At 68.3% G+C, this 385-nt stretch carries 1 protein-coding gene; it reads left to right on the top strand.

Annotation, left to right across the window (positions count from 1 at the left end; genetic code table 11):
* The coding region (locus CVH10_RS18115; RefSeq protein ID WP_146143026.1) for a phytase at positions 1 to 385 on the top strand (385 nt) is incomplete at both ends.

The following is a 385-nucleotide window of genomic DNA, read 5'->3' on the forward strand; positions in this document are numbered from 1 at the left end:
TGTTGAACAATGTCGATGCGGTCGAGGGCCTGTCCATCGATGGCCGCCCGCAACTGGTGCTGGGCGCCAGCGCCCGCACGCCGGGACGGACGGGCATTTCGCTCTATGTCTTCGACCCGGCCGGGACGGGTCAGAACGCGGTGCGCTATTGGGGACATGTCGCGACCGACGGGGTCGAGCCTTACGGCTTTTGCTTCGCCCGTCGCGGGCAAGAGGTTCACGCCATCCTGGTCGGGCACGAGGGCGAACTGCGCCAGTTCATCCTGGGCGCCGACGCCGCCGGCCGCCCGACCGCCCGCCTGGTCCGCACGGCCGAGATCGGCTCCATCTCGGAAGGCTGCGCCGCCGACGAGGAGAGCGACGCCCTCTATATCAACGAGGAAAA

The organism is Halomonas sp. ND22Bw (assembly GCF_003011945.1).
Lineage (GTDB): Bacteria > Pseudomonadota > Gammaproteobacteria > Pseudomonadales > Halomonadaceae > Halomonas > Halomonas halophila.